The sequence below is a fragment of the Streptomyces sp. ISL-94 genome (assembly GCF_018614075.1).
Taxonomy (GTDB): Bacteria; Actinomycetota; Actinomycetes; order Streptomycetales; family Streptomycetaceae; genus Streptomyces.
Map to the genome: position 1 here is coordinate 37,503 of NZ_JAGGOZ010000038.1, position 19,817 is coordinate 57,319.

Here is a 19,817-nt window from a genome sequence, read left to right on the forward strand (position 1 = left end):
ACGGGCGGCAGGGGTCAGGGTCGCTCGCACGGGATTCCGCAATGCCGTGGATCGCGAGGGGGACGTCTGTGACCGGCGACGACCCGGCGAGCGAGCGTGCGTGCGTGCGTGCCGGGCCCCGTCGGCCAGGAGGGACTTGGAGGCCACGGGCTAGCGGTTCGGGTGGTCCGGGGAGAGGAAGACGATGACGCCCGTCTCCGTGCCGGGGCGGGCCGCGACCTCGTGCCAGCCCAGGCGGCGGTAGGTGGCCACGGTGTCGCGTGCGAGGCGGGAGGTCAGCAGCCAGGCCCGCCGGTCCGGGGCGTCGGCGGTGATCTCGGTGAGCAGGGCCCGGCCGGTGCCGCGGCCGCGCGCGTAGGGGCGTACGGCGAGTTCGTCGACCTCCAGCGCGCCGGTCAGGAGCTCCTTCACGCGGTCCGGGCCGAGTTGCGCGGCGACCTGCGCGTACGCCCGGTTCTTCGGGAAGGCGGCCGGTGTGACCCAGCCCGTGGCGAAGCCGTCGATGCCGGTTTCGGACTGGGCGAGGGCCGTACGGAATCCTCGGCGCCGGGCGTCGGTCTGGAGGCGGGTCGCGAACTGGCGAATGGTTTCTTCGTCCTCGTTCCACGGCGGGGCGGCGAAGACGTCGGCGTAGGCGTCGACCAGTTCGTCCGCGAGGTCGAGGACGGCCTGTCCGTAGCAGATCACGATGTCCAGGCTCCTGATGTCGGGGGGGGTGCGGGGTGAGTGGGGGTGGAATTTCCTCTTTGGGTGGGGAGAGTGAATTTATGCGCTTCGGGTTCCCGGCGGCGCACATCGCACGGATCCGGCGAGTATGCGACAAATCCCCTCCTCGCCCTCCGTATCGGGACACCCCGCGCCCGCGTTGAGCAGGCGTGGAGAGACTGCTTCGGGCGGCCGGCCGGTGCGCCCTCGCCTTCCTTCTGGTCCTGGGCCTCGTGGCGCTGCTGCCTCGGGCCCTGCGGGACGCGGTGCCGGACGCCGTGATCGGCGGCGCCGTGGTCGTGGTGGTGTGGGTGCTGGGCGCCCGCCGGGTCGCCGGACGGCCGCGTTAGCCTCGTAGCACCAGAGGAGACAGGGAGTTGGACATGGCGCGGGTACCGAGTTCCGTGGTGGCGGCGGCCGGGCTGGTCGGCGGGTACGCCGTCGCCCGGTGGACGAAGAAGCGGCCCCTGGGCGGGGTCGTCCTCGGCGCCGCCGGGCTCGCGGCCGGGCGGGAGTGGCACCGGCAGGGCGGGGCGCCGGCGGCGGCCGGGCTCGGGGCGCTGTACCTCGCCGGCTTCGCGGGCGCGCACCCGCTCGCCAAGAAGGTCGGGGCGTGGCCGGCCGTCTTCGGCGCCGCGGGGGTCGTGGCCGCCGCGTCCTGGGCCGTCGCCGACCGCGGCTGACCGGGGCTGCTCGCGGCGGACCGGGGCTGGGCTGTTTCACGGCTGACCGGGGCTGGTTCACGGCTGACCGGGGCTGGTTCACGGCTGACCGGGGCTGGTTCACGGCTGACCGGGGCTGATTCGCGGCTGACCCGGGGCTCGCCGCGGCTGACCACGACTGGGCCCCGCCGGCCGCCACAGGGCGCGACTCACCGCGGCCGACCGCGCCTGGTTGCCGCCGCCCGCGAGCGAGCGACCGCCCACCCGCCCGCCGAGCCTGCTGCTGCCCTACGCCCCCAACGCGCGCGACACCGTGTAGATCAGCAGGCCCGCCAGGGCGCCGACCACCGTGCCGTTGATGCGGATGAACTGCAGGTCGCGGCCGATGTGGGCCTCGATCTTGCGGGAGGTGTGCTCGGCGTCCCAGCCCGCCACCGTCTCGGTGATCAGGGAGGTGATCTCGGTCCGGTAGGTGGTCACGACGTAGACGACCGCGCCCTCGATCCAGCCCTCCACCTTCCGCTGGAGCCGCCCGTCGGTGGCGAGCCGCGCGCCCAGGGACAGCAGCGAGGAGCGCACCCGCAGGCGCAGCTCGCTCTGCTCGTCCTCCGCCGCCGAGATGATCATCGAGCGGACCGCCGACCAGGCGGAGGCGATGACGTCCTGGACCTCGTCGCGCGCCAGTATCTCGGACTTGAGGCGTTCGACACGGGCCCGGGTCTCCGTATCCGACTGGAGGTCGGCCGCGAAGTCCGTCAGGAAGCGGTCGACCGCACTGCGCGCCGGGTGCTCCGGCATGTCCCGCATCTCGGTGACGAAGCGCAGCAGCTCCTTGTAGACGCGCTCGCCGACCTTGCGGTCCACGAAGCGCGGCGTCCAGCCGGGGGCGCCGCCCTGGACGGCGTCCGAGATCGAGTCCCCGTGCGTGACCAGCCAGTCGGCCGCGCGGGCGCACACGAGGTCGACGGCCCGGTGGTGCCCGCCGTCCGCGACGACCCTCTCCAGGGTCTTGCCGATGCCCGGTGCGATCTCGGCCGTCTCGGCGCGCCGCGTGATGGCCTCGCCCACGACGGCCTGTACGTCGGAATCGCGCAGCACGGTCAGGGCTCCGCGCAGCGCGGTGGCCAGTTCCGCGGTGACCCGGTCCGCGTGGGCGGGCTCGGCCAGCCAGGCGCCGAGGCGGCCGCCGATGCCGAGGGCGTGCAGGCGGGCCCGGACGACATCGGAGGAGAGGAAGTTCTCCCCGACGAACTCCCCGAGGGAGATGCCGAGCTGGTCCTTCTTGGTCGGGATGATCGCGGTGTGCGGAATGGGCAGGCCGAGGGGGCGCCGGAAGAGCGCGGTGACGGCGAACCAGTCCGCGAGCGCGCCGACCATGCCGGCCTCGGCGGCGGCCGCGACGTAGGCGGCCCAGCCGCCCGCGCCCCAGGCGTGCTGGGCGTACTTGGCCAGTACGTAGACCAGCGCGACCAGGATCAGCAGGCCGGTCGCGGTGGTCTTCATCCGGCGGACACCGCGGCGGCGCTCCTCGTCGGCGGCGCTGAACACGAACACTCCGCGCGCGGGCGCCGTCGGCGGCTCCGCCGGCGGGGCGGCTCCTCTGGTGCTGGTGCGGTCGCTCATGTGGTCCTGCCTTCCCCGGGGGCGCCGGTTTTGTCTGCACAGCATCCGACTATTGGGAGGCGGCAGGAGTTCCCGGCACGCCGTTTCGCTCCCCCGGAGGGGTTGCGGGTCCCGTCCCCGGCCGGGGCTTGCGACGCACCGCGGCCGCCCTACAGCTCCTTGCGCCGGGGGCCGCCGTCCAAGGGGCGCCTGGGGTGCTTGACCTTGATCTCCACGCCGCCCCAGAAGGCGAAGCCGGTCACGACCACCCGCGGGGCGCCCGGCTGGGCCGGACCCGGGCCGTCGGCCTGGTCGAAGGCGCCCATCAGGCCGAAGCCCCGTACGTCGACCTCCACGCCCGGCGGCACCGTGATCTGGATGCCGCCCATGATCGCGACGCAGTTGATCACGACCTCGCGCTGCGCGAAGTTCGCCTCGCGCAGGTCCAGCTCCCCACCGCCCCAGAACGCCACCGCGTCGAAGCGGGCGGGCACCGTCCAGTGGCCCTTGCGCTGGAACCCCGACATGACGGCGACGGCCGTCGCGGAGGTGCCTGTACCGCCGATCCGGGCCGGCCACCCCGAACCCGAGCCGGAGGCCGAGGCAGAGGCGGCCACCGGCGCAGACATCGGCATCGGCGCCGCCGGCAGGTCCCTGGTCAGCGGTTCCAGTTCCGCGTACGTGCGGGACTTGTACGCCGCCTCCAGCCGCTCCTCGAATTCCTCCATGTCGAGCCGGCCCTCGGCGACGGCGTCCCGCAGACGCTCCACCACCCGGTCCCGGTCCGCATCCGACGCCCTCAGTTCCGGCAACGGCTTCTCCGGCCGCTCGTCACTCATGCGCACCAGACTATGCAGGGTTCCAGGGGAGTTGCAGGGCCCGGCCCCCACTCCTCCCCCGGCTTCTCCCTGATTTTTCCCTCAGCCCCGCCCCGCGTACATCCGCGCGATCACGTCCTCGATGTCCGGCTCCCGCACCGACAGGTCCACCAGCGGATACCGCGCCGCCACCTCCGCGACCAGCGGCGCCGCCGAGGCCCCCGCCGGGAACGCCAGCCACTGCCGCGGCCCGTCCACCTTCACCACCCGCGCGCCCGCCAGCTCGATCGGCGCCAGCTCCCGCTCCAGGTCCACCACCAGGGTCCGTTCGCCGTCCCCGACCGAGTGCAGCCCGCCCAGCGGCCCGTCGTACACCAGCCGCCCGTGGTCGATCACCATCACCCGCTCGCACAACTGCTCGATGTCCTGGAGGTCGTGCGTGGTCAGCAGCACCGTCGTCCCGAGCTCCTCGTTCAGCTGCCGCAGGAACCCCCGCACCTTCGCCTTGCTGACCACGTCCAGCCCGATCGTCGGCTCGTCCAGGTACAGCACGTCCGGGTCGTGCAGCAGCGCCGCCGCGATGTCCCCCCGCATCCGCTGCCCCAGCGACAGCTGCCGTACCGGTACGTCGAGCAGCTCGGCCAGGTCGAGACGGTCCACGCAGCGCTCCAGGTTCTCCCGGTACCGCGCCGCCGGGATCCGGTACATCCGCCGCATCAGCCCGTACGAGTCCTTCAGCGGCAGGTCCCACCACAGCGTCGTGCGCTGCCCGAAGACCACCCCGATCCGGTGCGCGAGCCGCATCCGCTCCCGCGCCGGGTCGATACCCGCCACCCGCAGCCGGCCCCCGCTCGGCGTCAGAATGCCGGTCAGCATCTTGATCGTGGTCGACTTCCCGGCGCCGTTGGGCCCGATGTAGCCCACCATCTCTCCGCGGGCCACCTCGAAGCCGATCCCGTCCACCGCCCTGACCTGGCGTTTCTCCCGCCGCCACAGCCCCACCCGGCGCCGTACGTCGAAGACCTTCTCCACCCCGTCCAGCGAGATCAGTGCCTCGGCCGCCATTTGCGATCAGCTCCCCGTGCTTCGGTACGAACGGACTCCCGCGCGCCACGCCAGCGACGCGGGCAAGAACACCGCGAAGGCCACCAGCGGGCTCGCGTACGCGACCCACTCCGGCAGCCCCAGCGGATCGGGCCGCCCCAGCACGTGCAGCGCCGGCAGCCAGTTGACGAAGGCCAGCGGAACCACGAAGGTCACCCCGCGCAGCAGCTCCTTCGCGAACACCGTCGGCGGGTACTGGAGCATCGTGCAGCCGCCGTAGGTGAAGGAGTTCTGCACCTCCGCCGCGTCCCCCGCCAGGAACTGGAACGCCGCCCCCGCCACCATCACCGCACCGAAGATCCCCGCCCCCGCCGTGATCATCACGGGCATCAGCAGCACCTTGCCGGCGGTCCATTCCACGTCCAGCACCGACACCGCCCAGGCCAGCACCCCCAGCCCCTGCACACACCGCCCCAGCCGGCGCAGCGCGAACCGGTCCGCCGCCACCTGCGCGAGTACCGGAACCGGGCGCACCAGCATCGTGTCGAGCGAACCGTCGCGGATCCGTGCGCCGATCCGGTGGGTGTTGCCCAGGAGGAGGTCCGCCAGGCCCAGGGAGGCCGTGCAGGACCCGTACAGCAGGGCGATCTCGGGCAGCGTGAAGCCGCCCAGGACGTCCACGTGCGAGAACATGATGGTGATCGCGACGAAGTCGAGGAGGGTGATCGCCGCGTTCCCGAAGGCCGACAGGAGGAACGACGTCCGGTACGTCATCGTCGAGCGGATCCACATCGCCACGATCAGCCCGTAGCCGCGCACCCCCTCCAGCACGCGGTTGCGCCGGGGCAGCTCCAAGGCCGCGGGCGCCTCCCGCTCCAGCACCGCCTCAGCCACCCTGGACCACCACCTTCCGTGTCGCGGCCGACTGCAACAGCCGTCCCGCACCCAGCAGTACGAGCACCCACCCGGCCTGGAACACCAGCGCCTCCCCCGCGCCCCCGGCCCCCGCGTGCTTGCCCATCAGCACGTCCATCGGCACCTGCAGCATCGCCGCCCACGGCAGGGCCCGGACGAACTCGCCGAAGCCGCCCGGGAACACGGTCAGCGGCAGCAGCATCCCCGAGAAGAAGATGGAGACGACCGTGGCCACCATGTTGATCCCGGCCCCGTCCATCAGCCAGAAGGCCAGCAACCCCAGCAGGTAGCGCACCGCGAAGCTCACCACCAGCCCGAGCGTGACGGAGACCAGGAACAGCAGCCAGCGCACCGGATCGGCGGGCAGCGCCAGCCGGAACACCAGCGCCCCGACCGCCAGCGGGACCACCCCCCGCCCCGCCAGCTGGAAGGCGGCCCGACCCAAGTCGGCGGCGAGCCACCACATCTGCAGGTCCGCCGGCCGGTACAGGTCGACGGCGATGTCCCCCGTACGGACACGCTCCTGCAGCTCCTCCTGGAAGCCGCCTCCGATCAACGCCCCTGCGGCGAGCAGCGACTGGCTCACCCATACGAAGGTCAAGGCCTGCGCCTGGTCGTAGCCGCCGAGCCCGGGCCGTTCGTCCCACAGCGCGATGTACGTGTACGCGACGATGAAACCGAACACGGTGTTGGTGAACACCCCGGCCGCCGTCGCGATCCCGTAGGTCGCGTAGCGGCGGAATCCGCCTGCCGCGACGGCCAGGTAGAGCCGCACCCTCTCGCGCGTGGTGTGCCGCGCTCTCTGACGCACCGTATCCCTCCGTTTCCCACGTCGTTCCTACGTCGGCCAAAGCGCGCGAGCTTAGTGCGGAGGGGCGAGCCACGCGACCGATTTACCCCCGTCCGGCGCGTAATCACCGGGCATCGGGTAGACACCATGAGGTACAGAAGTGGATATTTCGCACGGCGCCGAGGAGTCCTGGAGATGAGCGACCAGTCACCACCCCCTGGCTGGACCCCTCGCGATCCGGACACGCCCGACGAACAGCGGGACCAGCAGGCCCAGCGGGCACAGCAGGCACAGCGGGCGCAGCGGGCGCAGCGGGCACAGCAGGTGCAAAGGCCGGGGAATCCCGGCAGGAAGGGCCGCCGACAGCGGACCGGCTGGCGCCGCGCCCTCCCCACCTGGCGCATGCTCCTGGGCGGCATCCTGCTCCTCGCCCTGCTGCTCGGCGGCGCCCTCGTCGCCGGCTACCTGCTGGTGGACATCCCGCCCGCCAACGCCGGCGCCACCGCCCAGTCCAACGTCTACCTCTACTCCGACGGCTCCCAGATCGCCCGGGACGGCGAGGTCGACCGCGTCAACGTCCCGCTCTCCCAGATCCCCCGGACCGTCCAGGAAGCCGTACTGGCCGCGGAAGACCGGGACTTCTACTCCGAACGGGCCGTCGACCCCAAGGCGATGCTCCGCGCCGCCTGGAACACCGCGACCGGCAAGGGCACCCAGTCCGGCTCCACCATCACCCAGCAGTACGTCAAGAACTACTACCTGGGCCAGGAACAGACGATCAAACGCAAGGTCAAGGAGTTCTTCATCGCGATCAAACTCGGTCGCGAGAAGTCGAAGCAGTACATCCTCGAGGGCTACCTGAACACCAGCTACTTCGGCCGCAACGCCTACGGCATCCAGGCCGCCGCCCAGGCCTACTACGGCAAGGACGTCGGCAAACTCACCACCGCCGAGGGCGCCTACCTCGCCACCCTCCTCAACTCCCCCAGCGCCTTCGACGTCGTCTCCCACCCCCAGAGCCGCCCGCGCGCCCTCGCCCGCTGGAACTACGTACTCGACGGCATGGTCAAGAAGAACTGGCTGCCCGCCGCCGAACGCGCGACGACCCGATTCCCCGAACCGGGCAAGGTCCGCGCCGCCGCCGGACTGTCCGGACAGCGCGGATACCTCGTCGAGGCCATCAAGGACTACATCGTCGAACGCGAGATCCTCGACGACAAAACCCTCGCCGAAGGCGGCTACCGCATCACCACCACCATCGACAGACGCCGCCAGAACGCCTTCACCGAAGCCGTCGACGACCAGATGGTCGGCAAACTCGACCCGGAAACGCGCAAAGCCGACCGGGTGGTGCGCGCCGGCGGAGTCTCCATCGACCCCGCCACCGGCAAGGTCGTCGCCATGTACGGCGGCATCGACTACACCAAGCAGTACGTCAACAACGCGACCCGGCACGACTACCAGGTCGCCTCCACCTTCAAGCCGTTCGTCTTCGCTGCCGCCGTCCAGAACGACTCCCGCACCCAGGACGGCCGCCGGATCACCCCGAACACCGTCTACAACGGCGACAACAAGCGCCGCGTCGTCGGCACCCGGATCCCCTACGCCCCCGAGAACGAGGGGCAGGTCTCCTACGGGAACATCACCGTCAACACCGCCACCGACCTCTCCGTGAACGCCGTCTTCGCCCAGATGGTCGTCGACGTCGGCACCGCGAAGGTCAAACAGACCGCCGTCGACCTCGGCATCCCCGAGGACACCCCCAACTTCGACCCCGGCCCCGCCATGGCACTCGGCACCCTCCAGGCCAGCGTCCTCGACATGACCCAGGCCTACGCGACCCTCGCCGACCACGGCCGCCGCACCCCCTACACCTTCGTCGACAAGATCACCAAGGGCGGCGACACGATCGGCCTGCCCGCCCGCACCCCCACCCAGGCCGTCACCCGCGAGGCCGCCGACACCACCACGTCCATGCTGGTCAGCGTCGTCGACAACGGCACCGGCACGGCCGCCCTCGCCGCCGGCCACCCGGCCGCGGGCAAGACCGGCACCGCGGAGCTGGACCGCTCGGCCTGGTTCGCGGCGTACACCCCCGACCTGGTCACCGTGGTCGCGATGATGGGCCAGGACCCGGACACCGGCACCCTCCAGTCGCTCTACGGCGCCCTCGGCGAACCCCGGATCGGCGGTGGCGGCTACCCGGCCCGGATCTGGGCCCAGTACACGAAGACGGCCCTGGAGGGCACCGACCCCCTCGACTTCGACCTGGAACTCCAGCCGGGCGCAGCGCTGCTCCCCACCACCCCGTCGACCCCGTCCGACCAGCCGACGGAGGAGGCGACGCCGGACGAAGCCACCCCGACGCGCCCGGAGCGGCCGAACCGGCCGAACCGGCCGGGACGCCCGACGCCCCCGAACGGCGGCCAGGACAACGGCGGCCAGAACCAGGGCCAGCAGCAAGGCGGCCAGAACAACGGCGGGCAGGACAACGGCGGGCAGACCCAAGGCGGCCAGACCCAGGGCGGCGCCACCGAGGGCAACCAGGGCGGCACCACCACGGGCACGGAAGGCGCCGCCACCGCCGGAACGGCCGGCACGGCCGGCACGGCCGCCGGCGGCGCCACACAGGGCCCGCGCCCGGTGCCCCCGTCCGCCTTCCTCGAATGAGGTCAGTGACCGGAGGTCGCCTTCAGCCCCACCACGGCGACCAGCAGCAGACAGATGAAGAAGATCCGGGCGGCGGTGACGGGCTCACCCAGCACCGCCATACCGAGCACGGCCGCACCGGCGGCACCGATGCCCACCCACACCCCGTACGCCGTACCGATGGGCAGCGACTTGGCGGCGTACGAGAGCAGCACCATGCTGGCGACGATCCCGGCGCCCGTGAACACACTGGGCCACAGCCGGGTGAAGCCCGCGGTGAACTTCATGCCGATCGACCAGCCGACCTCGAGCAGACCGGCGACGAGAAGAAGAACCCATGCCATGACGGCACCTCCGAGACATCGAGCGATACGGGGTGCGTCGTCTTGTCGTACCCGGTACGGCGCGTCTCGTCGGGGTTCCCGACCACCGTAGCAAAGGGCACGCAAAGGGGCCGGTGACATCCGCCACCGGCCCTTTTGTGCTCGCCTGTCGACTCAGAGGTACAGCCCGGTGGAGTCCTTCGACCCCTCCAGCCGCTCCGCGGCCACGGCGTGCAGGTCCCGCTCGCGCATCAGCACGTACGTCGACCCCCGCACCTCGACCTCGGCCCGGTCCTCCGGGTCGTACAGCACCCGGTCACCGGGCTCGACGGCCCGGACGTTCTGCCCGACCGCGACCACCTCGGCCCAGGCCAGCCGCTTGCCCACCGCGGCCGTCGCCGGAATGAGGATGCCGCCGCCGGAGCGGCGCTCCCCCTCCGGCAGGTCGGACTTCACGAGCACGCGGTCGTGCAGCATGCGGATGGGCAGCTTGTCGTGGGTGGTGTTCTCGCTCACCCCTTGAACCTACCTGAGGACGTCATCCGCGCCTGCGCCGCACCGACAGCACGACCAGCCCGACCACACCGGCGGCCAGCAGCACGACCGGCACGATCCGCTCGACGCGCGGAGCCCCGTCCTCGTAGCGCAGCCCGTCGGCCACGTCCGTCACGAGACGGTTCACCGCGACGAAGGCACGCCCGGCGGTGTGGTCGACCGTCGAGGCGACCCGTGCCTTCGCGTCCCCGATGATCGTCTTCGGGTGCATGCGCACGCCGATCTCGTCGAGCGTCTCGGCGAGCTGCTCGCGGCGGCGGACGATGTCCGCCTCGATCTGTGCGGGGGTCCTGGCTTCCGGCACCGCGCTGCCTCCGTCGTCATGGTCGTGTGGGGCGTGATCCCCCATGAACAGGCTGTCAGCTTAGTCTCGTGACATACCGATGCCCTCCCGAGGAGACTGTTGACATGAGCGAGCGACTTCAGCCGGGCGACACCGCCCCCGCCTTCACCCTGCCGGACGCGGACGGCAACGAGGTCTCCCTCGCCGACCACAAGGGCCGCAAGGTCATCGTCTACTTCTACCCGACCGCGCTGACCCCGGGCTGCACGAAGCAGGCCTGCGACTTCACGGACAACCTGGACCTGCTGGCCACGGCCGGCTACGACGTGATCGGCGTCTCCCCGGACAAGCCGGAGAAGCTCGCGAAGTTCCGCGAGAAGGAGGACCTGAGGGTCACCCTGGTCAGCGACCCGGAGAAGGAGACGCTGACGGCGTACGGCGCGTACGGCGCGAAGAAGCTGTACGGCAAGACGGTGACCGGGGTCATCCGCTCCACGCTGGTCGTGGACGAGGACGGCAAGGTCGCGCACGCCTTCTACAACGTGAAGGCCACGGGCCACGTAGCCAAGATCATCAAGGACCTGGGCATCTGACCCACCCCTTCCTGTCGGAACGGCCCGCACCAAACCGGTGCGGGCCGTTCCGTTTATCGGGCAAAACAGCCCGTAACTGTCCGACTATCGGTCCGTTACTCCGTACGAGGGCCGCACGCGCGGCCGGGAACGGAGGGGACCGGATGCCGATCAGCCGGTACACGAAGGAACGCCTCGCGGAGGCGGCGAGCACGTCGCGCACGCTGACAGAGGCTTTGGAGAAGCTAGGAGTGGCCCCGAAAGGGGGCTCGCGGCGCTACGTTCACGACCTCATGCGAAAGCTGGGCGTGGACGTCTCCCACTTCGAGCGGGAGGGGGTGAAGTGGACGAAGGAGGTCCTGGAGGCGGCTGTAGCCGCCTCCAGCAACATGTACGAGGTGCTCCACCGACTCGGCCTGGAGGCCGTTGGCGGACACCACGCCCACATCAGCCGCAAGGTGAAGGCATTCGGGATCGATACCGCGCACTTCACCGGCCCGACGTGGACGGAGCGGATGCGGGACAACGGGCGCCGCCGTACAGCCGAGGAGATCCTGCACGAGGACCATTCGCCGCAGGCCACAAGAACGCCCAACTCTCGGCTGCGGCGCGCCCTCCTCGAGGTCGGGATCGATGAGTGCTGCGCCTTGTGCGGCATCGAGGCGGTCTGGCTGGGGGAGCCGCTCCCCTTGGAGGTCGACCACATCGACGGCGATTGGCGGAACAATCGGCGCGAGAACCTGCGGTTCCTCTGCCCCAACTGCCACTCCACGACGAACACATACCGGGGCCGGGGCAAGGTGCGCCAGTGACCCGTGCCAACCACTACACGAGGGAAGTTCTGACCGAGGCCGCCCGACTCTGCTCAAACATCGAGGAGGTTATCGCCCACCTGGGCACACGACCGTACCCGCGGCTGGGGTCCTATCTTCTGAAGCGGTTCGCCGACCACGGGATCGATGTGTCCCACTTCCCCGCAGTTGGGCGGTTGCCCCGGCCGTCGGCGGCGGAACTCCAGCACGCGGTGGACGCTTCGTACTCCCTCTCGGAGACTCTTCGGCACCTCGGCCGGCCGAACAACCACCATCAACGCGCATGCCTGCGGAAATGGATCGCGGACGAGGGCATCAGCACCGCTCACTTCCTGGGCCAGGCCCACCAGCGCGGCAAGCCGTCGCCCACCGCCAAGGCGCCTGATGAGGTGCTCGTCCGGAATGACAGGCAGCGCAGAACCGGCACCAAGACGCTGCGCCGGGCGCTGCGCGAGATCGGCGTGCCAGAGCGCTGCCACCGGTGCGGGGCCCCGCCCCAATGGCAGGGGCAGCCCATGACGCTGGAGGTGGACCACATCAACGGCGACTGGAGCGACGACCGCCGCGAGAACCTCCGACTGCTGTGCCCCAACTGCCACGCGATCACCAGCACATGGTGTCGTGGTGGGCGCAGGCGTAACGCAACGAGGGCAGGCCAACCGTCACACCGCCAGCCGGTAGAGTTGGGCACGCCTAGCGCCCGTACTCCAATTGGCAAGAGAGACAGGCCTTAGAAGCCTGGTGTTGTCGGTTCAAATCCGACCGGGCGCACCAACAAGAACGGCCCGCGACCTTCGATTCGAAGGGGCGGGCCGTTTTCTCTTGGCCGTCAGCCCAGGAGGGCGCGGACGAAGGGGACCAGGGCGCGGAAGGCCTGGCCGCGGTGGGAGATGGCGTTCTTCTCCGCCGGGGTGAGTTCCGCGCAGGTGCGGGTGTCGTTCAGGGGCTGGAGGATCGGGTCGTAGCCGAAGCCGCCCGCGCCGGAAGGGGTGTGGCGGAGGGTGCCCAGGAGGCGGCCCTCGACGACGCGTTCGGTGCCGTCCGGGAGGGCCAGGGCCGCCGCGCACGCGAAGTGGGCTCCGCGGTGTTCGTCGGCGATGTCCGACAGCTGCGCCAGGAGCAGGTCCAGGTTCGCCTTGTCGTCGCCGTGGCGGCCGGCCCAGCGGGCGGAGAAGATGCCGGGGGCGCCGTTCAGGACGTCGACGCAGAGGCCCGAGTCGTCGGCCACCGCCGGGAGGCCGGTGGCCTGGGCGAGGGCGTGGGCCTTGAGGAGGGCGTTCTCGGCGAAGGTAATGCCGGTTTCCTTGACGTCCGGGATTTCCGGGTACGCGTCCGCGCCGACCAGCTCGTGCGGCAGGCCGGCGTCGGACAGGATGGCGCGGAGTTCGGAGACCTTGCCCGCGTTGCGGGTGGCCAGGATCAGGCGGTTGGGCAGCTTCGAGGGCGTCGAGGTCATGGACCCCATTATCCCGGGGTGCAGACCTTGGAGATCTCGCTCGCGGCGTCCGCGACCGGCTTGATGTCCGGGGCGGAGTTGCCGTTCTGGAGGGAGGTGCGGACGTTCTGCACCGCGGTGTTCATCGAGTCGATGGCCTTGCCCAGGTCGGCGTTGTCGGTCTGGTCGCCGATCTTCTTGAGGTTCGTCTCGATCTGGTTGAGCGCGTTCTGGGCGTCCTGCGGGCTGTTGCCGGCCTGGGAGACGGCCTGCTGGAGGTCGTTCGCGCCGTCGGTGATGGCCACCGCCGTGTTGGCGCAGTCCATCGCCGTGGAGATCGCGTCACAGGACGTCAGGGCCGGGAGGGTCAGCGCGGCGGCCGCGGCTATGGCGGCGATGCGGTACTTCGGCTTCATCAGGGTCCCCCCAAGGGCATCGGATGCTCGGATCATCGGGTACTCGGGTACTCGGGTACGCCTACGTGGACGGGCGCGCGGTGGTGACACCGTGCGCCCGTGTCTTCGTAGACGTCGGGCCTACAGCTCCAGTTCCAGCGCGCTCAGCTGGAGGGCTTCGAGGTCCGCGCAGCCGCCGGCCGCGAGGTCCAGGAGGGCGTTCAGTTCCTTGCGGTCGAAGGGCTCGCCCTCCGCGGTGCCCTGGACCTCGACGAAGCGGCCGTCGCCGGTGCAGACCACGTTCATGTCGGTCTCGGCGCGCACGTCCTCCTCGTAGCAGAGGTCGAGGAGCGGGACGCCGTCGACGATGCCGACGCTGACGGCGGCGACGGTGCCGGTGAGCGGCTTGCGGCCGGCCTTGATGAGCTTCTTCTTCTGGCCCCAGGCGACGGCGTCGGCGAGGGCGACGTAGGCGCCGGTGATGGCGGCGGTGCGGGTGCCGCCGTCGGCCTGGAGGACGTCGCAGTCCAGGACGATGGTGTTCTCGCCGAGGGCCTTGTAGTCGATGACGGCGCGCAGCGAGCGTCCGATGAGGCGGGAGATCTCGTGGGTGCGGCCGCCGATCTTGCCGCGGACGGATTCGCGGTCTCCGCGGGTGTTGGTGGAGCGGGGCAGCATCGAGTATTCGGAGGTGACCCAGCCTTCGCCGCTGCCCTTGCGCCAGCGCGGGACGCCTTCGGTGAAGGAGGCGGTGCAGAAGACCTTGGTGTCTCCGAAGGAGACGAGGACGGAGCCCTCGGCGTGCTTGCTCCATCCGCGTTCGATGGTGACCGGGCGGAGCTGTTCGGGCGTACGGCCGTCGATGCGAGACATGCTCCGAGCCTAGTCCCTGTGGTGGAACGCGAAGACCCCGTCCGGGTGGGTCCGGTACGGGGTCTTCGGGTGGTGGAGGGGAGCCGGTGGGGCTCAGCTCACATCATGTCTTCGATGTCGGCGGCGATCGGGTCGGCGTCGGTGCCGATGACGACCTGGATCGCGGTGCCCATCTTGACGACGCCGTGGGCGCCGGCGGCCTTCAGTGCGGCCTCGTCGACCTTGCTCGGGTCGATGACCTCGGTGCGCAGGCGGGTGATGCAGCCCTCGACCTCTTCGATGTTCTCGATGCCGCCGAGCCCGGCGACGATCTTCTCAGCCTTGGTGGCCATGTGTTTCTCCCTGAGTTTTACGAAGAACGAGTCTCGGCGGCCAGGTACATGGTTCCCACCTGTGTGGTCCGCTTCGTCACGTTAACGCACGGTTGGCCCACCCAGGCAGGCACATGACCGGTATCTGCCGAATGATGACGATCAGCAGCAGCCTGCCCGCAACTGGTCTACACCAGTGTGCCGCACGTGCTGCGGCTGCCAAAAACGGGCCGGTCAGGGAGGACGCCGATGAGCGCGAGCAGCGCCGCAGCAGAGCCACGGCACACGTGGTGGAACGGTTTGTTCCAGGGGCTGCAGAAGATGGGGCGGAGCCTTCAGCTGCCGATCGCCGTCCTGCCCGCGGCGGGGATCCTCAACCGGCTGGGCCAGGACGACGTCTTCGGCAAGGACGGCCTGAACTGGACGGACGTCGCCAAGGTCATGGCGGGTGCGGGCGGGGCGCTGCTGGACGCCGACCTCGGCCTGCCGCTCCTCTTCTGCATCGGTGTCGCGATCGGGATGGCCAAGAAGGCGGACGGTTCGACCGCCCTGGCGGCGGGGGCGGGATTCCTGGTCTACCGGGGGGTGCTGCACGCGTTCCCGAAGGACTGCCCGGCGGGGACGCGGACCCTGTCGGGCGGCTGCCTGGGGCAGGGCGACGCCTTCGCCGGGTTCACGTACCAGAATCCGGGGGTCTTCGGCGGCATCATCATGGGGCTGCTCACGGCCTGGTTCTGGCAGCGCTACCACCGGGTGAAGCTGGTCGACTGGCTCGGCTTCTTCAACGGCCGGCGGCTGGTGCCGATCATCATGTCCTTCGTCGCGATCGCCTTCGCCGCGCTCTGCCTGTGGATCTGGCCGCCGGTCGGTGACGCGCTGGAGAGCTTCTCCGACTGGCTGGTGGGGCTGGGGTCGTGGGGTGCGGGCATCTTCGGTGTCGCGAACCGGGCGCTGCTGGTGATCGGCCTGCACCAGTTCCTGAACGTGCCGATCTGGTTCCAGTTCGGCACCTTCACCACGCCGGACGGGAAGGTCGTGCACGGTGACATCTCGATGTTCCTGAACGGCGACCCGGAGGCGGGGCAGTTCCTGTCCGGCTTCTTCCCGATCATGATGTTCGCGCTTCCGGCGGCGGCGCTGGCCATCGCGCACTGCGCGAAGCCGCAGCGGCGCAAGGAGGTGGGGGGCCTGATGCTGTCGGTCGGCCTGACGTCCTTCGTCACCGGCATCACCGAGCCGCTGGAGTATTCGTTCCTCTTCGTGGCGCCGCTGCTGTACGTGGCCCACGCGGTGCTGACGGGTGTGTCGATGGCGGTGACGTGGGCGCTGGGCGTGCACGACGGTTTCAGCTTCTCGGCGGGTCTGATCGACTACGTGATCAACTGGAAGCTGGCGACCAAGCCGTGGCTGATCATCCCGATCGGGCTGTGCTTCGCGGTCGTCTACTACGTGATCTTCCGGTTCGCGATCACCAAGTTCAACATCCCGACGCCGGGGCGGGAGTCGGACGAGGAGATCGCGGCGATGCAGGCGGAGAACGTGAAGGCGTAGGTGCGCGCGGGCCTTGTGCCCCCCGCCTCAAGGGCCGTCGGATCCTTCGATCCGAGGGCCCTTCGTCATGTGGTTTAGACCACAGGAAATCGAAGGTTCCTTATCTAACCCTCACCGTGCTACAACTGGTCTACACCACCGAATGGTGTAGACCATGCGCATGCGGAGCAGCCGTGGTCTCCCTTTCTGAGACGTCGCCGTCCCCCCTCTTCATGTCCCCTGGCGGCGCCTTGCCCACTGGAGGAAGTTGTGACCACGGCTACCGCCCCCGCGGCGGAAAAGAAGAAGGGCGCTGGCGTGATGGCCGTCATGCAGCGCATAGGCCGGAGCCTCATGCTCCCCGTTGCGGTGCTGCCTGCCGGTGCGCTCCTGCTCCGCCTGGGCGCGACCGACATGTTGGGCGACAAGGACGTCTTCCCGACGTTCGTCCTCAAGATCGCCGGCTACATGGCCGCCGGTGGTGGCGCGATCCTCGACAACATGGCGCTGCTGTTCGCCGTCGGCATCGCGATCGGCTTCGCCAAGAAGTCGGACGGTTCCACCGCTCTCGCCGCCGTCACCGGATACCTGGTCTTCCAGAAGGTGCTCGCCACCTTTACGGACAGCAACCTGCCGAAGGTCGCCAAGGTCGACGGCGACAAGATCATCCACGTGGAAGCCGCGGTCAACGCCGGTGTCCTCGGTGGTGTGGTGATGGGCATCATCACAGCCCTGCTGTACCAGAAGTTCTACCGGACCAAGCTGCCGGACTGGGCGGGCTTCTTCGGCGGCCGCCGCCTGGTCCCGATCCTCTCCGCCATCGCGGGTCTGGTCACCGGTATCGTCTTCGGTCTCATCTGGCCGGTCCTCGGTACGGGCCTGCACAACTTCGGTGAGTGGCTGACCGATTCCGGCGCCGTCGGTGCGGGCCTCTTCGGTGTCGCCAACCGTGCGCTGATCCCGATCGGCATGCACCACCTGCTGAACTCCTTCCCGTGGTTCCAGGCCGGTTCGTTCGAGGGCGCCAACGGCGCCGTCCACGGTGACATCGCCCGCTTCCTCGCCGGCGACCCGACCGCCGGACAGTTCATGACCGGCTTCTTCCCGATCATGATGTTCGCCCTGCCGGCGGCCTGCCTCGCGATCGTCCACTGCGCCCGCCCCGAGCGCCGCAAGGTCGTCGGCGGCATGATGTTCTCCCTCGCGCTCACGTCCTTCGTCACCGGTGTGACCGAGCCGATCGAGTTCACCTTCATGTTCATCGCCCCGGTGCTCTACGCGATCCACGCGGTCCTCACCGGTGTCTCCCTGGCGCTGACCTGGGCCCTGGGCATGCGCGACGGCTTCGGCTTCTCGGCCGGTCTGGTCGACTTCGGCCTGAATCTGGGCATCGCCAACAACCCGTGGGGCCTGGCCGGCATCGGCCTCTGCTTCGCGGTGGTCTACTACTTCGTCTTCCGCTTCGCGATCACGAAGTTCAACCTCCCCACGCCTGGCCGCGAGTCCGACGAGGAGCTCGCCGAGCTGGCGAAGGCCGAGGCCAAGTAAGGCCGACCGGCCCGAAGGCCCACAGCCGAAAGCCCCCGCTCTTCCGGAAGGAAGGGCGGGGGCTTCGTCGTGCCTGGTCGTGTGCCGGGGGGGCTCAGACCTGGTAGACGGCGCCCGAGTACGCCAGGTCGACGCGGCCGTCGTAGACCGCGCGGGCGTCGGCGAGGTTCTGCTCGGCGTCCGTCCACGGCGGGATGTGGGTGAGGACGAGCCGGCCGACCCGGCCGCCGCGCGCGTACTCCCCCGCCTCGCGGCCGTTGAGGTGGAGGTCGGGGATCTCCTCCTTGCCGTGCGTGAAGGAGGCCTCGCAGAGGAAGAGGTCGGTGTCCTGGGCGAGCAGGCCCAGCTCGCGGCAGGCCCCGGTGTCCCCGGAGTACGTGAGCGAGCGGCCGCCGTGCTCGATGCGGATGCCGTACGCCTCGACCGGGTGGCTGACCCGCTCGGTGCGGATCTGGAAGGGACCGATCTCGAAGCTGCCCGGCTTGAGCGTGCGGAAGTCGAAGACCTCGCTCATCGAGCGCTCGTCGGGGACGTCGTCGTAGGCGGCGGACAGGCGCTTCTCGGTGCCCTCGGGGCCGTAGACGGGGATGGTGCCGCAGCGGCCGCCCTCGTGCCGGTAGAAGCGGGCGACGAAGTAGGCGCACATGTCGATGCAGTGATCGGCGTGCAGATGGCTCAGGAAGATCGCATCGAGGTCGTAGAGCCCGATGTGGCGCTGCAGCTCGCCGAGGGCGCCGTTGCCCATGTCGAGGAGCAGCCGGAAGCCGTCGGCCTCGACGAGGTAGCTCGAACAGGCCGATTCCGCGGACGGGAACGACCCCGAACAGCCGACGACGGTGAGCTTCATGGAGCGTGAACCTCCGTGGACGGTCCGTGGACGGAATGCGGGCCGTGCGTGCGTCGAGCGTAAGGCGCGAAACGGCCGGTCGCTCCTCCGCGGCGGGCCGTTGTGGGGGGAATCACCTGTGCTGTCACCCGGGGGAGCGACAGTGGGCACGGACGTCGCCCCACGTTGCCGTGCCGGGCCGTTCCCGCGCGGCTACGGTCGAAGCATGGACACGTCCTGGTGGCCCGCGGTGGCCGCGGTCGTGGCCGTGGCGCTGGTGGTGCTGGTCGCCGGGGGTCGGCTGGGGCTCCCGCGCCGGGCCCCGCCCGGGGCCGCGCCGCCGCCCGGGCACGGGACCGGGCCGCCGCCGCGGCCCCGGGCGGGTGAACTGTGGTGTCTGGCGGACGGGCGGATGTGCCTGGTCCTGGTGTTGGGGCCGGTACGGGGCCACCGGGCGCGGGTCGCGTGGATCAGCGGCAAGTACGACGACCGGCGGGCCGGGGTGGTCCCGCTGCCCCCGGGGACGGTGGGGGCGCAGGGCCGGGCGGCATTCGTGGAGGCGGACCGGCCGGTGGAGGTGTCGCTGTGGGAGTTCCGCAAGCGGATGGGCGTACTGGATCCGACAGTGTGGGACGAGGTCAAGGGCCTGGGAGGCGGCGGGTGCAGAAGACGGTGATCCGGATGCGGAGGGTCTACGACGCGCCTGAGCCCGAGGCGGACGGCGTGAGGGTGCTGGTGGACCGGCTGTGGCCGCGGGGGCTGTCGAAGGAGGCGGCGGCGGTGGACGAATGGCCTCGGGCGGTCACGCCGTCGGCGGAGCTGCGGAAGTGGTTCCACGGGGGCGGCTCCGCCGGGGAGTTCCGGGAGCGGTACCTCGCGGAGCTGGCGGGGCCGGGGGCGGAGGCGGAGCTGGGGCGCTTGCGGGAGCTGGTTGCGGCGGGGCCGGTGACGCTGCTGACCGCGGTCAAGGATCCGGCTTCCAGCCATGCCGCCGTGCTTGCGGAGCTGCTGGGCGGGTAACCCCCGTTCCGCTGCGCGGGGCCCTTCCCCGCCCGCCCTTCCACCTCCCCCAGACTCTCCGTCCGGGACTCCCGCCCGGGCTCCGCCCGGACCCGGTCCTCAAACGCCGGACGGGCTGGGGATGACCCTGCGGCTCACCACACGGCGCT

Annotated in this window: 22 protein-coding genes, 1 tRNA gene, 2 pseudogenes and 1 riboswitch; of the genes and pseudogenes, 11 read left to right on the forward strand and 14 right to left on the reverse strand. The window is 70.4% G+C overall.

Annotation, left to right across the window (positions count from 1 at the left end; all coding sequences use genetic code 11):
- Positions 1–150 precede the first annotated feature (150 nt).
- Entirely contained in the window at positions 151–687 is a 537-nt protein-coding gene (locus tag J7E94_RS14495) for a GNAT family N-acetyltransferase (protein WP_215015609.1), read from the reverse strand.
- A 188-nt stretch (positions 688–875) separates the two neighbouring features.
- On the opposite strand from J7E94_RS14495, the gene J7E94_RS14500 reads away from it, so the two are divergent.
- Together J7E94_RS14500 and J7E94_RS14505 are read left to right on the forward strand one after the other, a co-directional pair.
- Positions 876–1,055, forward strand: a complete 180-nt coding sequence (locus J7E94_RS14500) for a hypothetical protein (protein ID WP_215015610.1) — start codon at positions 876–878, stop codon at positions 1,053–1,055.
- Between the two features lie 33 nt (positions 1,056–1,088).
- The gene (locus J7E94_RS14505) at positions 1,089–1,388 is read left to right on the forward strand and encodes a hypothetical protein (RefSeq protein ID WP_215015611.1); all 300 of its coding nucleotides are present in this window, start codon (positions 1,089–1,091) and stop codon (positions 1,386–1,388) included.
- 267 nt (positions 1,389–1,655) lie between these two features.
- Here J7E94_RS14505 and J7E94_RS14510 read toward each other — a convergent pair whose 3' ends face one another.
- From J7E94_RS14510 to J7E94_RS14530, 5 genes and pseudogenes are all read right to left on the reverse strand, one after another.
- On the reverse strand, positions 1,656–2,990 hold the full coding sequence (locus J7E94_RS14510; protein WP_251056660.1) for a DUF445 domain-containing protein: 1,335 nt from the start codon (positions 2,988–2,990) through the stop codon (positions 1,656–1,658).
- 188 nt (positions 2,991–3,178) lie between these two features.
- Positions 3,179–3,808, reverse strand: a pseudogene (locus J7E94_RS14515) (DUF1707 domain-containing protein); the annotation flags it as partial.
- An 81-nt stretch (positions 3,809–3,889) separates the two neighbouring features.
- Complete coding sequence (locus tag J7E94_RS14520) at positions 3,890–4,852, reverse strand: ATP-binding cassette domain-containing protein (protein ID WP_215015622.1); 963 nt, start codon at positions 4,850–4,852, stop codon at positions 3,890–3,892.
- A 6-nt stretch (positions 4,853–4,858) separates the two neighbouring features.
- A complete protein-coding gene (locus J7E94_RS14525) occupies positions 4,859–5,725 on the reverse strand; it encodes an ABC transporter permease (protein ID WP_308345042.1) in 867 nt (288 codons plus the stop codon).
- Complete coding sequence (locus J7E94_RS14530) at positions 5,718–6,521, reverse strand: ABC-2 family transporter protein (RefSeq protein WP_215015650.1); 804 nt, start codon at positions 6,519–6,521, stop codon at positions 5,718–5,720. The genes J7E94_RS14525 and J7E94_RS14530 overlap by 8 nt, the downstream gene beginning before the upstream one ends.
- Positions 6,522–6,731: 210 nt before the next feature.
- Between J7E94_RS14530 and J7E94_RS14535 the strand changes: the two genes are divergently transcribed.
- Positions 6,732–9,206 carry a transglycosylase domain-containing protein gene (locus tag J7E94_RS14535; protein WP_215015623.1) on the forward strand — a complete coding sequence of 825 codons (2,475 nt, stop codon included), beginning with the start codon at positions 6,732–6,734 and terminating at the stop codon, positions 9,204–9,206.
- A gap of 2 nt (positions 9,207–9,208) precedes the next feature.
- Here J7E94_RS14535 and J7E94_RS14540 read toward each other — a convergent pair whose 3' ends face one another.
- The 3 genes from J7E94_RS14540 to J7E94_RS14550 all read right to left on the reverse strand — a co-directional run bounded on the left by J7E94_RS14540 (position 9,209) and on the right by J7E94_RS14550 (position 10,367).
- Positions 9,209–9,529 (reverse strand): multidrug efflux SMR transporter, encoded by a 321-nt coding sequence (locus J7E94_RS14540; protein WP_215015624.1) that lies wholly within the window; start codon positions 9,527–9,529, stop codon positions 9,209–9,211.
- Positions 9,530–9,560: 31 nt separating this feature from the next.
- Positions 9,561–9,632: riboswitch (guanidine-III (ykkC-III) riboswitch) on the reverse strand.
- Between the two features lie 50 nt (positions 9,633–9,682).
- The gene (locus tag J7E94_RS14545; protein ID WP_215015625.1) at positions 9,683–10,024 is read right to left on the reverse strand and encodes a co-chaperone GroES; all 342 of its coding nucleotides are present in this window, start codon (positions 10,022–10,024) and stop codon (positions 9,683–9,685) included.
- A gap of 22 nt (positions 10,025–10,046) precedes the next feature.
- A complete protein-coding gene (locus tag J7E94_RS14550; RefSeq protein WP_215015626.1) occupies positions 10,047–10,367 on the reverse strand; it encodes a DUF3618 domain-containing protein in 321 nt (106 codons plus the stop codon).
- Positions 10,368–10,471: 104 nt separating this feature from the next.
- On the opposite strand from J7E94_RS14550, the gene bcp reads away from it, so the two are divergent.
- The 4 genes from bcp (at position 10,472) to J7E94_RS14570 (ending at position 12,504) form a co-directional block, all read left to right on the forward strand.
- A complete protein-coding gene (gene bcp / locus J7E94_RS14555; protein WP_215015628.1) occupies positions 10,472–10,939 on the forward strand; it encodes a thioredoxin-dependent thiol peroxidase in 468 nt (155 codons plus the stop codon).
- Between the two features lie 143 nt (positions 10,940–11,082).
- On the forward strand, positions 11,083–11,730 hold the full coding sequence (locus tag J7E94_RS14560) for an HNH endonuclease signature motif containing protein (RefSeq protein WP_215015629.1): 648 nt from the start codon (positions 11,083–11,085) through the stop codon (positions 11,728–11,730).
- The gene (locus J7E94_RS14565) at positions 11,727–12,464 is read left to right on the forward strand and encodes an HNH endonuclease (RefSeq protein ID WP_215015631.1); all 738 of its coding nucleotides are present in this window, start codon (positions 11,727–11,729) and stop codon (positions 12,462–12,464) included. Before J7E94_RS14560 ends, J7E94_RS14565 begins: the two co-directional genes overlap by 4 nt.
- A tRNA-Leu gene (locus J7E94_RS14570) sits at positions 12,427–12,504 on the forward strand. The genes J7E94_RS14565 and J7E94_RS14570 overlap by 38 nt, the downstream gene beginning before the upstream one ends.
- A 55-nt stretch (positions 12,505–12,559) precedes the next feature.
- Here J7E94_RS14570 and rdgB read toward each other — a convergent pair.
- The 4 genes and pseudogenes from rdgB to J7E94_RS14590 all read right to left on the reverse strand — a co-directional run.
- Complete coding sequence (rdgB, locus tag J7E94_RS14575; protein ID WP_215015633.1) at positions 12,560–13,186, reverse strand: RdgB/HAM1 family non-canonical purine NTP pyrophosphatase; 627 nt, start codon at positions 13,184–13,186, stop codon at positions 12,560–12,562.
- A gap of 8 nt (positions 13,187–13,194) precedes the next feature.
- Positions 13,195–13,581 carry a hypothetical protein gene (locus J7E94_RS14580; RefSeq protein WP_215015635.1) on the reverse strand — a complete coding sequence of 129 codons (387 nt, stop codon included), beginning with the start codon at positions 13,579–13,581 and terminating at the stop codon, positions 13,195–13,197.
- A 120-nt stretch (positions 13,582–13,701) separates the two neighbouring features.
- Entirely contained in the window at positions 13,702–14,433 is a 732-nt protein-coding gene (rph, locus tag J7E94_RS14585; RefSeq protein WP_215015637.1) for a ribonuclease PH, read from the reverse strand.
- A gap of 98 nt (positions 14,434–14,531) precedes the next feature.
- Positions 14,532–14,774, reverse strand: a pseudogene (locus J7E94_RS14590) (glucose PTS transporter subunit EIIB); the annotation flags it as partial.
- Positions 14,775–14,993: 219 nt separating this feature from the next.
- On the opposite strand from J7E94_RS14590, the gene J7E94_RS14595 reads away from it, so the two are divergent.
- Positions 14,994–16,295, forward strand: a complete 1,302-nt coding sequence (locus J7E94_RS14595; protein WP_215015639.1) for a PTS transporter subunit EIIC — start codon at positions 14,994–14,996, stop codon at positions 16,293–16,295.
- Positions 16,296–16,595: 300 nt separating this feature from the next.
- On the forward strand, positions 16,596–17,822 hold the full coding sequence (locus tag J7E94_RS14600; RefSeq protein ID WP_215015651.1) for a PTS transporter subunit EIIC: 1,227 nt from the start codon (positions 16,596–16,598) through the stop codon (positions 17,820–17,822).
- Positions 17,823–17,916: 94 nt separating this feature from the next.
- On the opposite strand, the gene J7E94_RS14605 is transcribed toward J7E94_RS14600, so the two are convergent.
- The gene (locus J7E94_RS14605) at positions 17,917–18,669 is read right to left on the reverse strand and encodes an MBL fold metallo-hydrolase (protein WP_215015641.1); all 753 of its coding nucleotides are present in this window, start codon (positions 18,667–18,669) and stop codon (positions 17,917–17,919) included.
- Between the two features lie 205 nt (positions 18,670–18,874).
- Between J7E94_RS14605 and J7E94_RS14610 the strand changes: the two genes are divergently transcribed.
- Both J7E94_RS14610 and J7E94_RS14615 read left to right on the forward strand, forming a co-directional pair.
- Positions 18,875–19,324: a hypothetical protein gene (locus J7E94_RS14610; protein WP_215015643.1), complete on the forward strand. Its 450-nt coding sequence runs from the start codon at positions 18,875–18,877 to the stop codon at positions 19,322–19,324.
- Between the two features lie 5 nt (positions 19,325–19,329).
- A complete protein-coding gene (locus J7E94_RS14615) occupies positions 19,330–19,668 on the forward strand; it encodes a DUF488 domain-containing protein (RefSeq protein WP_215015654.1) in 339 nt (112 codons plus the stop codon).
- The last annotated feature ends 149 nt before the right edge of the window (positions 19,669–19,817 follow it).

Excerpts from the sequence above, each read along its gene's own strand:
- J7E94_RS14505 (WP_215015611.1), top strand. The coding sequence starts at position 1,089 with ATGGCGCGGGTACCGAGTTCCGTGGTGGCGGCGGCCGGGCTGGTCGGC.
- J7E94_RS14510 (WP_251056660.1), bottom strand. The coding sequence starts at position 2,990 with ATGAGCGACCGCACCAGCACCAGAGGAGCCGCCCCGCCGGCGGAGCCG.
- J7E94_RS14520 (WP_215015622.1), bottom strand. The coding sequence starts at position 4,852 with ATGGCGGCCGAGGCACTGATCTCGCTGGACGGGGTGGAGAAGGTCTTC.
- J7E94_RS14535 (WP_215015623.1), top strand. The coding sequence starts at position 6,732 with ATGAGCGACCAGTCACCACCCCCTGGCTGGACCCCTCGCGATCCGGAC.
- J7E94_RS14540 (WP_215015624.1), bottom strand. The coding sequence starts at position 9,529 with ATGGCATGGGTTCTTCTTCTCGTCGCCGGTCTGCTCGAGGTCGGCTGG.
- bcp (WP_215015628.1), top strand. The coding sequence starts at position 10,472 with ATGAGCGAGCGACTTCAGCCGGGCGACACCGCCCCCGCCTTCACCCTG.
- J7E94_RS14560 (WP_215015629.1), top strand. The coding sequence starts at position 11,083 with ATGCCGATCAGCCGGTACACGAAGGAACGCCTCGCGGAGGCGGCGAGC.
- rdgB (WP_215015633.1), bottom strand. The coding sequence starts at position 13,186 with ATGACCTCGACGCCCTCGAAGCTGCCCAACCGCCTGATCCTGGCCACC.
- J7E94_RS14580 (WP_215015635.1), bottom strand. The coding sequence starts at position 13,581 with ATGAAGCCGAAGTACCGCATCGCCGCCATAGCCGCGGCCGCCGCGCTG.
- rph (WP_215015637.1), bottom strand. The coding sequence starts at position 14,433 with ATGTCTCGCATCGACGGCCGTACGCCCGAACAGCTCCGCCCGGTCACC.
- J7E94_RS14595 (WP_215015639.1), top strand. The coding sequence starts at position 14,994 with ATGAGCGCGAGCAGCGCCGCAGCAGAGCCACGGCACACGTGGTGGAAC.
- J7E94_RS14600 (WP_215015651.1), top strand. The coding sequence starts at position 16,596 with ATGGCCGTCATGCAGCGCATAGGCCGGAGCCTCATGCTCCCCGTTGCG.
- J7E94_RS14605 (WP_215015641.1), bottom strand. The coding sequence starts at position 18,669 with ATGAAGCTCACCGTCGTCGGCTGTTCGGGGTCGTTCCCGTCCGCGGAA.
- J7E94_RS14610 (WP_215015643.1), top strand. The coding sequence starts at position 18,875 with ATGGACACGTCCTGGTGGCCCGCGGTGGCCGCGGTCGTGGCCGTGGCG.
- J7E94_RS14615 (WP_215015654.1), top strand. The coding sequence starts at position 19,330 with ATGCGGAGGGTCTACGACGCGCCTGAGCCCGAGGCGGACGGCGTGAGG.